Annotated in this window: 9 protein-coding genes; 1 reads left to right on the top strand and 8 read right to left on the bottom strand. The window is 61.2% G+C overall.

What is annotated here, in order from left to right:
- Positions 1 to 121: 121 nt before the first annotated feature.
- From proX to FJ490_RS27485, 3 genes are read right to left on the bottom strand one after another with little or no spacing between them, the layout of a single operon-like run.
- Positions 122 to 1,174 carry a glycine betaine/L-proline ABC transporter substrate-binding protein ProX gene (gene proX, locus FJ490_RS27495; protein WP_224619704.1) on the bottom strand — a complete coding sequence of 351 codons (1,053 nt, stop codon included), beginning with the start codon at positions 1,172 to 1,174 and terminating at the stop codon, positions 122 to 124.
- 56 nt (positions 1,175 to 1,230) lie between these two features.
- Positions 1,231 to 2,169 (bottom strand): proline/glycine betaine ABC transporter permease, encoded by a 939-nt coding sequence (locus FJ490_RS27490; protein WP_140728629.1) that lies wholly within the window; start codon positions 2,167 to 2,169, stop codon positions 1,231 to 1,233.
- 2 nt (positions 2,170 to 2,171) lie between these two features.
- Positions 2,172 to 3,365 carry a glycine betaine/L-proline ABC transporter ATP-binding protein gene (locus FJ490_RS27485; protein ID WP_140728628.1) on the bottom strand — a complete coding sequence of 398 codons (1,194 nt, stop codon included), beginning with the start codon at positions 3,363 to 3,365 and terminating at the stop codon, positions 2,172 to 2,174.
- A 414-nt stretch (positions 3,366 to 3,779) separates the two neighbouring features.
- Between FJ490_RS27485 and FJ490_RS27475 the strand changes: the two genes are divergently transcribed.
- Positions 3,780 to 4,247, top strand: coding sequence for a cysteine hydrolase (locus FJ490_RS27475; RefSeq protein ID WP_246672765.1), 468 nt, complete (start codon positions 3,780 to 3,782; stop codon positions 4,245 to 4,247).
- Here the strand turns inward: FJ490_RS27475 and FJ490_RS27470 are convergent.
- The 5 genes from FJ490_RS27470 to FJ490_RS27450 all read right to left on the bottom strand — a co-directional run bounded on the left by FJ490_RS27470 (position 4,233) and on the right by FJ490_RS27450 (position 10,205).
- The gene (locus FJ490_RS27470; RefSeq protein WP_140498490.1) at positions 4,233 to 4,547 is read right to left on the bottom strand and encodes an NIPSNAP family protein; all 315 of its coding nucleotides are present in this window, start codon (positions 4,545 to 4,547) and stop codon (positions 4,233 to 4,235) included. The two genes, FJ490_RS27475 and FJ490_RS27470, sit on opposite strands and share 15 nt — an antisense overlap.
- A gap of 16 nt (positions 4,548 to 4,563) precedes the next feature.
- Positions 4,564 to 5,646, bottom strand: coding sequence for an LLM class flavin-dependent oxidoreductase (locus FJ490_RS27465; RefSeq protein ID WP_140728625.1), 1,083 nt, complete (start codon positions 5,644 to 5,646; stop codon positions 4,564 to 4,566).
- Positions 5,647 to 5,688: 42 nt separating this feature from the next.
- Complete coding sequence (locus FJ490_RS27460) at positions 5,689 to 7,200, bottom strand: aldehyde dehydrogenase (RefSeq protein ID WP_140728624.1); 1,512 nt, start codon at positions 7,198 to 7,200, stop codon at positions 5,689 to 5,691.
- 4 nt (positions 7,201 to 7,204) lie between these two features.
- Positions 7,205 to 8,218, bottom strand: coding sequence for a flavin reductase (locus tag FJ490_RS27455; RefSeq protein ID WP_140525288.1), 1,014 nt, complete (start codon positions 8,216 to 8,218; stop codon positions 7,205 to 7,207).
- Between the two features lie 112 nt (positions 8,219 to 8,330).
- A complete protein-coding gene (locus FJ490_RS27450; protein WP_140728623.1) occupies positions 8,331 to 10,205 on the bottom strand; it encodes a helix-turn-helix domain-containing protein in 1,875 nt (624 codons plus the stop codon).
- Positions 10,206 to 10,283 lie beyond the last annotated feature (78 nt).

The raw sequence follows: 10,283 nt of genomic DNA, 5'->3' as shown, positions 1-10,283 counted from the left end.
ATAAGGAACGTCGCCATGAAGCGAAAACGCTTGGCCGGCAATCGGTCTCCTCAATCGACAATGGTGGCGGACAGGGTCCGCCACCATTGTGATAACAAGCCACGATAGAGGCCTGCCCGGATTATTTCCCGGCGGCAGCCGCATTCTTTACCCAGCCATCGAACTCCGACTGATTTGCGGCAATCCAGTCGTTGGCGATCTTCTTGATCTCGGCGTCGGTCTTGTTGCCGGCCCCCAGATCGCCTTCCCACTGGCTCCAGATGTCCAGCGACCATTTCGCTTGTTCGATGAATTTCTTGGCCGCCGGATTGTCAGCCAGGAACTTCTTGTTGGCGAGCGTGCGCCAGTTCCATGGGCCAACCGCCATGCGGCATGGGTTCTGCCCCCCCGCACAGCCAACCACGTCCTTGACCTCGTGCGTCTTCGGTTTCGATACGCCCTCGGGAAGAGCGTCATGCGGGATCGGCAGCCACACCACGTCCTTGCCGGGCTTCAGCCGATAGACGATCCAGGATGGGCTCCAGGTGTAAAGAAGGATCGGCTCTCCTCGGTCGGCCCGTGCAAAGACCTCGCCGATCAGCGGCTCGTATTTGGCGCGGATGGAGCGCACCGTATCGCTCAAACCGAACTCCTTGACCTGGAAATCGACGACGTCACCGCACTTCCAAGCGGGATCGCAATTCACCAGATTGGCTTTTCCGTCACCGTCGGTGTCGAACAAGGCCGCGATCTTCGGGTCCTTCAGTTGCGAAACATTGGTGATGTTGTTGGCTTCGGCCGTCTTCTTGTCGATCATGTAGCCGTTGATGCCGCCGCCCGCGATCGTGCCTTCATTGATCAGTTCGACCGTATCCGAGATCTGTGCGATGGCGGGCTCGGCCTGCGGCCAGTTGATGTCGCCGGTCATGTCGAGGTCGTCCTGCGAAATGGCCTGCAGGATCGCCGACATGTTCATGGTCGACAACTTTACGTCGTAACCGAGTTTCTCGAGGCCCGCTATCAGGACCTGGTCCTGAATATAGTTGGCGCCCAGGCTGTCGGAGGACGTGAAACGAATGGTCTTGCCTTCGCCAGGCTTATCCTGCGCAAAACTCTGCCCACCCATCATGGTTGCTGCAACAGCCATGGCGCAGGCCAGTCTCAGCCCTTTGCGGTATCGATAATTCGCCGACATGTATTCTCCCCTTGTTGTGATATTTGTTGCGTCGTTCCGCCTGATCGAGACGGTGTTCAAACCTGCTGGTGGTTCGTTTCGAAACTCCCCGCTTCCTCACTACTGGGACGCAGCAACTGAGCCAGGGCGGCCCGGATGCCCCGGGTCGGTCCGGCCTTGTCCTGGTTGGCCAGACCCTGCGTGATGCGATCGAGGATCATGGCTAGCAGGACGATGGCGATGCCGCCGACGGCAGCCATGCCGACATCGAGACGTCCCAGCCCCTGCAGGACCACAAGTCCGAGCCCTTCAGCCCCGATCATGGATACGATCACCGACATGACCATGGCCATCAGCACCGTCTGATTGAGGCCGCCCAGAATGGTTGGCAAGGCCAATGGAAATTGGACTTCCCAGAGAAGTTGGCGATCGGTGGCACCGAAAGCCCGCCCCGCCTCGACCATCTCCTTGTCGACAAGACGAATCCCGAGATTGGTGAAGCGGATCAGCGGCGATATCGCCGCCACGATGACCGCGACTGCCCCAGGCACCGTTCCGACGCCGAACAGCATGACCACCGGGACCAGGTAGACGAAGCTGGGCGTCGTCTGCATGACATCGAGCACCGGCCGCACGATGGTCCAGGCGCGGTCGTGGCGCGCGCACAGGATTCCAATTGGAATGCCAAGAATGACGCACACCACGATTGCCGTGGCGATGAGCGACAGGGTGGTGATCGCTTCCGCCCACAGGCCCATGAAGGCAATCAGGGTCAGCGAAAGCAGCGTGAATATGGCCACGCCACGCGATGCGGAGCGCCATGCGATGAGAGCAAAGATCCCGATCAGGATCGGAAACGGAATGGCATGGAGTCCATGGTCGATCGCGGTCAGAAGGGTCTCGACGGGCCACTTGATGGTCTGGAACAGCGGCCGGAAATGCATTGCCAGCCAGCGGACGCCGACCTGGATCCATTGGTCCAGCGGGATGACATAGAGATTATCGACATCCAGCATGATCAGGCCTCCGCTCCCCGGGATTGCGAGGAAGCCGCCGCCGGAGCGCCAATGCGGGATAAGATTTGGAGTGGATCGACACGCCCCAAATATCGGCCGCCCTCGTCAACAACGGCTATCGGCCGGTCTCGATGGCACAGGCTGGCCACCACCGACAGCTTTTCCGTGCCGCATACCGTCTCATAGTCCTTGCTCATCAATGATTGGATCGCCGAACCATCGGCGAGGCGTGGCAACTGGCGTGGTCCGACGACACCCACGACCTGCATCAAATCGTCGACGATGAACACCGGTTCGCCCTCGGCATCGCGGCCGCCAAACGCACGTCCGTCTAGCCGGAGCGGGCTGCTTTCCACCATCACGGAACTCGCATCGAACAGATGGGCCCGGTTGACGTCGCGGGTGAAGGCGGCGACGTAGTCATTGCCGGGCTTGGTCACGATGTCCTGCGGAACGCCTTCGCGCATCACCATTCCATCCGCCATGATGGCGACCCGGCTTCCGAGCTTCAGCGCCTCCTGGAAATCATGCGTGATGAACAGGATGGTCTTGTGGAAAGTCCTGTGCAGGCGCAGCAGTTCGTCCTGCATTTCGCTGCGGATGAGTGGGTCCAGCGCGCTGAAAGCCTCGTCCATGATCAGGACATCGGCATCCGTGGCGAGTGCGCGGGCCAATCCGACGCGCTGACGCATGCCGCCGCTCAGCGTACCGGGAAGATGATTTGCCCACGAAGCCAGCCCGACGACCTCCAGCACCTCCATCACCTTCTTCCTGCGCGCGGCGGCTGGCACACCGCGCAGTTTCAGGCCGAACTCGGCATTCTCCAACACCGTTCTGTTCGGCAAGAGGCCGAAGTGCTGGAACACCATGGAGATACGCGTCCGACGGATTTCGCGCAGCCGCGCTTCGCTGGCGCCGGTGATCTCCTCGCCATCGATAAGGATGCGCCCTGCATTCGGCTCGATGAGGCGATTGATGCATCGCGCAAGCGTCGACTTACCGGAGCCGGACAAGCCCATGATCATGTAAATCGAACCGACGGGAACGGACAGCGACACGTCGCTCAAGCCGACGACTTGCCCGGTCTTCTGGAGCACAGCTTCCTTTGTCTCGCCAGACTTCAGCATGGCCAAAGCCGATTCCGGCGATTTGCCGAAAATCTTGTACACGCCCTCGACCGTTATGCGATCCGTCACACCTGTCCTCCACTCCTGGCTTGGCGGACGATAGTCAGCACATTCCAGAGCCACGATCCCGATTAATGAAGATAGAACTGCACCCGCCGTCTTCCCCCGTTCGGCAGGATACCCGCCTAGCCCAGTGCTACGAAGGAAAGCATACGGCTCGCGGGTTCGATGATATAGGCTCTCCGCTACCCGGATAGGTATAATCCGGGACGCCTGTATGGAGAAACGGCGTGCTGGCTTCGCTTAAAAACCCTGCCCTCATGGTCGTGGACATGCAGAACGATTTCGTGCGCAGGCATGCGCCGATGGAGGTTGCATCCGCGCGCGAAACCATACCTTCGATCAGCAGACTCATTGCGGCGTTTCGCGGCAACGGCAAGCCGGTGGTATTCACGCGATACGTTGCCGACCCTATATCAGGCCTTGGCCGGCAAGCTGACCTGGATCAAGCTGACCGATGCGCCGACCCATGCGTGCGTGCCGGGCTTCATGCGATCCTACGGCGATGTCGAGGGCCTGCGGGATGCCGCGGAGGTGATCGACGAGCTTGCGCCACAGGATGACGACATCGTGCTGGACAAGGTCTATTTCAGCGCCTTTCATGCCACGGATCTTGCCAAGACGCTCAAGCTGCTTGCGGTGGACGGTCTGGTATTCGTCGGCACGGTAGCAGAGATGTGCGTCGAAGATAGCTGCCGTCACGCCGTGCATTTCGGTTATCCCACGATCGTGGTGGAGGATGCTGTTTCTTCCGACCATCCGCCCAGCCGGCAGGCCATGCTCGATGCTTTCGCACGCAACTACGGCTGGGTGATGACCACGGACCGGCTCCTGGATTCTTTCGCGGTCGGGCAAGCGGGATGCGAGGTCTTGAACCTACCGCAGCGGTGAAAAATCGGTCGGGATCAGGATTCGGTTTTCCATCGTTTCGATATTCTCGGTGAGCTTGACCGTAAACGCCCGCCACGCGGGATCTTCGGCCAGCCGCTGACGCCGCTCGGCGCGGTCGTTCAGATCGCTATAGCCCCATAGATGCACGACATGGTTGAGAGGTCCGATCTCGGTGCGGAAATAGCCGATCAGGTTGCCCAGGATCGGCTGCTGGATGGCAAGGCCTTCCTCGCTGATAAGCTGCATGTATCTGGCGAGACGGCCGGCCCTTATCTTGTAGATGCGTTCCTCGACAATCATGGCGCGACAGCTCCCATCAGGCGATCACCCGCGACTTTTCCCTGCCCGCTTCCTTCTCGCGCATCGCAAATACGGGCATCACTTCCTTGATGAACAGCGCCAGCGATTTCTTCTGCACCTCAAACGGCAGGTCGAAGGCGAGGCCGAGGCAGAACTGGTCTACGCCCGCCGCTTCATAGACCATCAGCTTTTCGACCACCTCGTCCGGGGTGCCGAAAAGGAGATTGTCGCGGATCGACCGCGGATCGTAGTCGCCGCTGTTGCCAACGGTGTCGTAAGAAACCGCTTCAGGAAAGCCGTTCTTCACCGTGCCGATGTTCTGGAACAGGTTCTCGAAGCTGCGCCCATATTGATAGCTGTAGCGAACCGGCAGTTCCCAGTCCTCGGGACGTTCATACACGCAAGTGCGGCGCAGCATCATGAACCGCGGCCTCGGCACTTCCGGATGATCCTGGACCGCCTTCTTGAACTTGTCGCCGAGAATGCCGACTTCCGCGACTGGCCGCGACAACGGCGTGGAGAGGATGTTGTGGCCATTGCGCACCGCCCAATCGAATGTGCCGGGGTCACGCGCCGCCACCCAGATAGGCGGGTTGGGTTGCTGCAAGGGCTTCGGCACTGAGGTTGCCCGCGGGAAGTGGTAATACTTACCCTCGTGGGCGTAGTCGCCTGCCCATAATTTCTGGACTGCCGGCAGCAGTTCCTGCATGTAGGCGCCGCCTTCCTGTTGCGGGATGCCTCCCGCCATGCGGTCAAATTCATACTGATAGGCGCCGCGGGCGATGCCGAATTCCAGCCGCCCTCCCGTCAGGTGATCGCAAAGTGCGGCCTCTCCCGCGAGACGGATCGGGGTCCAGTACGGCGCGACGATGGTGGCGGTTCCAAGCCGGATCTGTTCGGTATGAGCTCCCCACCAGACCAGCAACTGGAACGGGCCGGGCGCGATCGTGAATTCAATCGTGTGATGCTCGGGCGACCAGGCGGTCTCGAAGCCGCCGGCATCGGCCATACGTACCAGTTCCAGCGTCTCAGCCGCCACCTGGCGCATATCCTTGTCCGGACTGAACCTCTCCATGTTCAGGGAAACGGAAAATTTCATGGCAATGACCTTTTCGAATATTGGGGAATCGTCGGATGAGCGTCAGCGCAAACGGATTACGAACGGGTCCTGCGTGGCGCCGGAGTAGTCGATGACGACATTCTTCAGACGGGAGAACTCGCGCATGACCTCGAAGCCTCCGCGCTTGCCGTAACCGCTCTCCTTGAACCCGCCGGAGGGCGACATGTAAGCAGCAGAGCGATACGTGTTGACCCAGACCGTGCCGGCATCGACGTTGCGCGCAAAGCGCAGCGCGCGATCGATGTCGCGGGTCCAGACACCCGCCGCCAGCCCATAATGGGTGTCGTTGGCAAGCCCAATCAGCTCGCTTTCATTGTCGAACGGCACGACGCCCACGACGGGCCCGAAAATTTCGTCGCGCATGAAGCGCATGTCGTTGCGCGCATCCGCCAGAACCGTGGGCTCGTAATACCAGCCGCCGGAGAGGTCGTCCCGCCGCGGCCGGTGGCCTCCGGCAACCAGCCGCGCGCCATCGGCGACGCCGTAGTCCACACACTGCTCGACCTTGTCGAGTTGGGCAGCCAGCGCCAGCGGACCGATTTCCGTGTCCTCATCGGTCGGATGGCCGATACGCACGCGCCTGGTACGATCCGCCAGCTTTTCGACGAATGCGGCATAGATGGATTTTTCGACGAAACAGCGCGAGCCTGCGATACAGGTCTGCCCGGCAGCGGCGAACACGCCGGCAACCACGCCGTTCACCGCACGCTCGATGTCGGTATCGGCGAATACGACATGAGGCGACTTGCCGCCCAGTTCCATCTGACACGAAACAAGTCGGCTGGCAGCGTTGGCGGCGATGCGGCGGCCGGTTGCCGTACTGCCCGTGAAGGCGATCTTGGCGACATCGGGATGCAAGGTCAGCGCTTCGCCCGCCGTAGCGCCCTTGCCGGTAACGACATTGAAAACGCCAGCCGGGAAGCCCGCTTTTGCAATCAGTTCGGCGAGGGCAAGGGTGGACGCGGACGTATGCTCTGATGGCTTGACCACGACCGTATTGCCAATTGCCAGGCAGGGTGCGAGCGTGCCGGTCAGCAGCATCAGCGGTGAATTCCACGGCGAGATCATGCCCACCACGCCGATCGGCTCGCGCAGCGTGAAGTTCAGCATATCGAGCTTATTGACCGGTATGGTCTCGCCATGCAGCTTGTCGGCCATTCCGGCGAAATAGAGATAGCTGTCCGGCGCCGCGCGCAGTTGCACACGCATCTCTTTCAGAAGCTTGCCGTTGTCACGCGTCTCGATGGCCGCGAGTTCATCGGCGTGTTCCGCGATGAGATCGGCCAACCGGCGCAGCAGCTTGCCGCGATCCGTCTGCGTCAGCCTGCGCCAGGCCGGATCGTGAAACGCTCTTTTGGCTGCCTGCACGGCGGCGTCGACATCATCCGCCCCGGCGTCGGCAACCTCATACCAAGGCGCCGCGTTCGTCGGATCGTAGCTCGGCATGTAGCGGCCGGACCGCGGCGCGAGGCGCTCCCCGGCAATGAAAAGATCCTGGCGCGATCCTTCGATCACCTTCAGCGTCAGGTCCATCATCTCATCCCTTCGCGGTTTCTCGGTCGCCGGCCAAGCCGTTAAGCGACCGCCACGGACGCGGGGCGCCGTCTATCATCGCCACCCGGCCGCCATCGCTGGAATCGACGTAGATCCCGAAGCGAGAGTCCGCGCGCTCATGCAGGTAACGGCGCAGCGTTGCGCGTATCTGCCTGATCGGAATGCTGTCCCAAGGCAGCTCTTCATGGGCAAAGAACCTCAGCGACGGCGACAAATCCGGAATTTCGCCAGGCGGGCCCGCGAGCGCACCACGGTAAACGACATAACCGGGCTGCTGGTCGGCCACATCGAAGACCGAATAGAGAAACGCATCGCTGGTGAGCGGCGCAACCACGCCGCCGCCTTCGAAGCTGAGCATGTCGCCCGGCTTACGGTGCGTTGCCGTCGGCAGTTCCCAGCCTCCGGCGCCATCGTCGCGCAGCAGGATGCGGCCGTCATGCTCGACCAGGTAGCCGATGATCATGCGATGGGAAGGCGTCCAGCCAGGCGGCATCGGGTCTTCCACGCAGACATAGCGCCCCCGGCAAAACCCTAGCGGAGCGGCAGGGCTGGTGCCGAAAGCACGCACCCGGCCGATCAGGATCACATGGTCTCCCGCCTCGATACGGTCATGCACCGTGCAGTCGAACCAGGTAAGGCTGTCGGTGAGCACCGGCGAGCCCGTATGCACGGTAGTATGGGCTATCGTCTCGAACTTGGAGAGTGACTTCGAGGCGAAGAGGCTCGCCACCTCCTTCTGGCGCTCGTGCAGTACGTTGACGGCGAAGCCTTCGGCCGTGTTGAATGCCGGAAAGCTGCTGGCGCTCTTTCCTATGCAGACGAGCAGCAGCGGCGGCTCAAGGGAGACTGAGGTGAAGGAATTCGCAGTCATGCCGCGCGGCGAACCATCTTCGTCCCGCGTCGTCACCACCGTGATGCCCGTGACGAAGGTGCCGAACGTTCGCCGCAGTTCCACTGGATCGATCGTGCTCAGCTCTTTTTCCCTCTTGTCCGCCATGCGTCCTCCCTCTCCAGGAGGGTGGAAGGATAAAGGGACGTGAGAGAGGGTCTTCCTGCTCTACGCAGGAGAGGCGGTAGTCAGACTCCTAGGACACGAAGCAGAGACCGCATCAGACAGGTTGCTCCCGGGCAATGGTCTCGTTGAGGCGTATTGCCAGTTCAAGCGCGAACCGACGTTCGGGTGAATCGATCTCGATGCCAAACAGTTCCTGGATACGGTTCAGGCGATAACGAAGCGTAGTAACATGCAATTCCATCGCGTCCGCGCAGGCCTGGCTGCGGCAACCGTGCTCCAGAAAGACGGTCAGGGTCCTAATATAGTCCGTTGCATGCGCCTCGTCGTGACGCACGACCGCGCCAATGGCGATATCCACGAACGACCTCACTTCCTTGCTGTCGGCCGCCGAAAGCAGCAGCGGAAAAGGACCGAAGTCCTGGGGCGCAAGCAACCCGGTACGGTTGAAGCGGACGGCAAGACGGATCATGCGCTCGCATTCAAGCCATGCCTGGGGATAGTCGTGAATGCTCGAACAGGTCTTACCCGCCACGATGATCGGCTTGGTGCCGATCAGCCACTGCGTTTCCTCGATCAGCTTGCGCACAAACGTCTTGACCACCGTGTCCGCGTCGCGGGGCGCGTCGGGAATGCGGCACAGAATGATCTCGCCCAATGCGGCGGCGGTCGCCTGCGGCGCCAATTGGCCGGCGAGCCGCATGATGGAGCGGTGCAGTTCGGGTATGGTCTTGCCCTTTTCCGGCACAGTTTCCGGGAGGCCGATCGCGACCAGCCTGGCGGTGGCGTTTACGTCAATGCCGAGCCGGCGCGCCCGCGCCGTCAAATCGTCCACGTTGCGCCAGTTGCCGGAAACGATTTCCATGAACAATTCGCTGGAAGTCTGCGATTCCGTCTGGAACCGTAAATGGCTGCGCATCAACTGGACGCTGAGCGCGAACCGAGCGCTCTGAAGAAGAAGATGATCGAGGTCGCCGAAATTGGCGTCGAGCGAAAACACGATCAGCGCCCCTACCGTCTTGCCATCCACGACCAACGGCTCCACCGCCGCCGGCAGGTTGAGGTGATGGCCGCCGCAGTTCAGGTACAGCTTGCGCATTTCAAGCCCGGCCTGGTCCGAGATATCGCGAGCAAGACGGAGAAACTGGCGGCTCATGCAATCGTCCATCTCCTCGCGCCAGCGGTCGGTGTCGATGAGGTCCGGCTTGGGCGAACGTCCGGCAACGACCAGGTTGGCAGTCAGATCCACCACGACGATTGCGTTCGGCAGGAAGGTTTCGACCATGGAAGCCGCGGATGCGACGGAACCGTCCGACAGGACCTGGTGCATCAGGGAGGAATGCGCGGCAAGTGCGTTTTGGAGTTGCGCGGCGGCAGCATGTTCCGCCCTTAGCCTGTGGGCCTTGTCCACGGCTATGGCGCCCAGATGGACGATCGTCTGCAGGAATGCGAGATCGGCCGCTGACAGATCGACAACGTCGCGCGACTGCACCGACAAGACCATCGCGCGGTCTTCCATGTCCCGGCAGCCCAGAGGCAAAACCACGACAGTGCGATAACCGCGCTGGATTGCCTCTTCCCGATAGCCCGGAAATTCGATGCTCTCCTGGGCATCGCGAATGATCACCGGATCATTGCGGGTCAACGCGATGACGGATGGACTTGTCGCCAGCGTCCAGCGGTTGCGATAGGACTTCGTCAACTGGCTAGGATCATGCCGGGTCACGACCACAGCATTGCCATCCGCCTGATCGATGCTCATCACCGCCGCCATCGACCAGGCATCGTGCTGGCATGCCGCATCGACAAGGTGCTGCAGCGTTGTCTCGAGGTCGACGCTGGAATTGATGAGGCTGGTCACGTCGCGCAGGACGCGTGACAGCGGGCGATCCAAAGCGCTCAACAGAACCTCGCTGCTTGCCGGTACTCGATCGTTACATAGCCTTCCTGGTCGATGGTGCGCCACAGTCATATTCGTTACCGGGGGTCATGCCGCTGCCATATGGCCGGCATGGATAGGATCGACCTTGCCGGCTGTTCGCGAAAGGTT

The organism is Mesorhizobium sp. B2-5-11 (genome assembly GCF_006440835.1).
In the GTDB taxonomy this organism is placed as follows: Bacteria; Pseudomonadota; Alphaproteobacteria; order Rhizobiales; family Rhizobiaceae; genus Mesorhizobium.
Note: the sequence above shows the minus strand (reverse complement) of the source record. Positions and strands in the feature narration are given on the sequence as shown.

What these genes read in the sequence shown, in the direction of transcription:
- proX (WP_224619704.1), bottom strand. Translation starts at nt 1,174, where the DNA reads ATGTCGGCGAATTATCGATACCGCAAAGGGCTGAGACTGGCCTGCGCC.
- FJ490_RS27490 (WP_140728629.1), bottom strand. Translation starts at nt 2,169, where the DNA reads ATGCTGGATGTCGATAATCTCTATGTCATCCCGCTGGACCAATGGATC.
- FJ490_RS27470 (WP_140498490.1), bottom strand. Translation starts at nt 4,547, where the DNA reads ATGATTGTCGAGGAACGCATCTACAAGATAAGGGCCGGCCGTCTCGCC.
- FJ490_RS27465 (WP_140728625.1), bottom strand. Translation starts at nt 5,646, where the DNA reads ATGAAATTTTCCGTTTCCCTGAACATGGAGAGGTTCAGTCCGGACAAG.
- FJ490_RS27460 (WP_140728624.1), bottom strand. Translation starts at nt 7,200, where the DNA reads ATGGACCTGACGCTGAAGGTGATCGAAGGATCGCGCCAGGATCTTTTC.
- FJ490_RS27455 (WP_140525288.1), bottom strand. Translation starts at nt 8,218, where the DNA reads ATGGCGGACAAGAGGGAAAAAGAGCTGAGCACGATCGATCCAGTGGAA.
- FJ490_RS27450 (WP_140728623.1), bottom strand. Translation starts at nt 10,205, where the DNA reads ATGACTGTGGCGCACCATCGACCAGGAAGGCTATGTAACGATCGAGTA.